Source organism: Succinivibrio dextrinosolvens DSM 3072, from assembly GCF_900167015.1.
GTDB classification, from domain to species: Bacteria; Pseudomonadota; Gammaproteobacteria; order Enterobacterales; family Succinivibrionaceae; genus Succinivibrio; species Succinivibrio dextrinosolvens.
Genome location: NZ_FUXX01000095.1, coordinates 1 through 1,537 on the forward strand (window position 1 = coordinate 1; position 1,537 = coordinate 1,537).

1 protein-coding gene is annotated in these 1,537 nt (G+C 41.5%); it reads left to right on the plus strand.

Features of this window, described 5'->3' with window-relative positions; translation table 11 throughout:
* The first annotated feature begins 96 nt into the window (after positions 1 to 96).
* A complete protein-coding gene (locus B5D46_RS11940) occupies positions 97 to 1,257 on the plus strand; it encodes an IS110 family RNA-guided transposase (RefSeq protein WP_078929647.1) in 1,161 nt (386 codons plus the stop codon).
* Positions 1,258 to 1,537 lie beyond the last annotated feature (280 nt).

Sequence of the window (1,537 nt, forward strand, 5' to 3'; positions counted from 1 at the left end):
GAATAGTATGTAGAGAATGGAAATAAATTTAACGGACGCAATTTCCAGACTCTAGGTACTTCAAAATAAGCTTGTATTCCTAGGTTCACCATAGCTTTGATTGAAGTTGTAATCAACAGACATTTAATCGGAGCTACCTTTCGTATGAAACCTAAGCTTAGTGATTATGAACTTGCAACCATTGCTTACCATCGTGACACGCTTGGTGTAAATCCTGTCGCTGTTGATGTGGCAAGCAGAGTTATGCAGGTCTGTTATTTTGACAGCGATAAGAAGCTACTCAAAAACTTTCAGCTTGCCCGCAGTAAATTCTTTGAGTTTGTGGATAAGGCTCCAGAGCCATTTCTTTTCGGAATAGAAGCCTGTGGTTCATGCAACTACCTGAGCAGATATTTTGAAAGCAAAGGTCATCAGTGCAGAATACTTCCAGCTGCTAAGGTCAAAGCATTCTTAAACCTTGATAAGAACGATAAGATTGATTCTACTGGAATATTCAAGGCAATGCTGTCCTCGGTTGAAAGTATCCCTGCAAAGAGTCTTGAAAATCAGTTGCTCATGAATCTCTTTACCATACGAGACCAGCTTGTAAAACAGCATACACAGTGTCTGAATGCTGCTCACGGTATTCTTTATGAGCATGGTATTGTGGCAGGAAGTGCTGGTGTTGAAACATCTGCAAAGATCACTCAGGGATTTACTGATGCGCAGGAGAGCTTTGAGCATGATCCTATGGCATCAGCCCATTTCTCTGTCATCAAGATAGCTGTATTCAATATCCTCGATAACCTTAAGGAGCAGATTGATACTATCAATCAGTACATACTAAAGTACGGAAGCTCGAATAATACCTGTCTTAATCTTACAACCATTCCTGGTATAGGGGTACAGACAGCAGTAGCATTGAATGCAGCTTTAGGTGATCCAAAGAGATTTCACAGTGCCAGAGCGTTCTGTGCCTATGTAGGAGTGGCCCCGATTATTACCGGAACAGGAGGGAAAATAACCGTTATGGGGATTCGTAAATCAGGTATTCGCTCACTTAAGAAGAGCCTTTATATGGGAGCTATGGTATACCTGACCTACGCCATGAAAAACGGTACACAATCGTCATGGGTTAAGGACAGGCTTAAGACCAAGAGAAAGAAAGTCATTATCTGTGCCATTATGAATCGCCTTGCCAGAATCGCTTATGCGGTGGTAAAGAACGGAGAAGTATTTGATGAGACAAAATGTAATCTGATTAAGAAGCTGAGGTAACTCAGTACTGTTTAATAACCATCATAAGTGAAAGTGCTAAAGCTTCCTGCGTCCGTGGAGTTGGTGCACCATGAATTTCGTTCAGACTGCATTATGAAGGTCGTTGTACATGTCGCTTCTCCTACTATGAAAGTGAAAATCGAATTGACAGACAGTGTCCTTCCAAATGCAGTCTGAGCTGAACCTCAGGTTCACTGACTGTGGTTTTAAATCGGAGATAGTGAGGTCGAGGCGTCACAAGAAGCAATTAAACTTCAATATATGAATTGGCACCTATTTC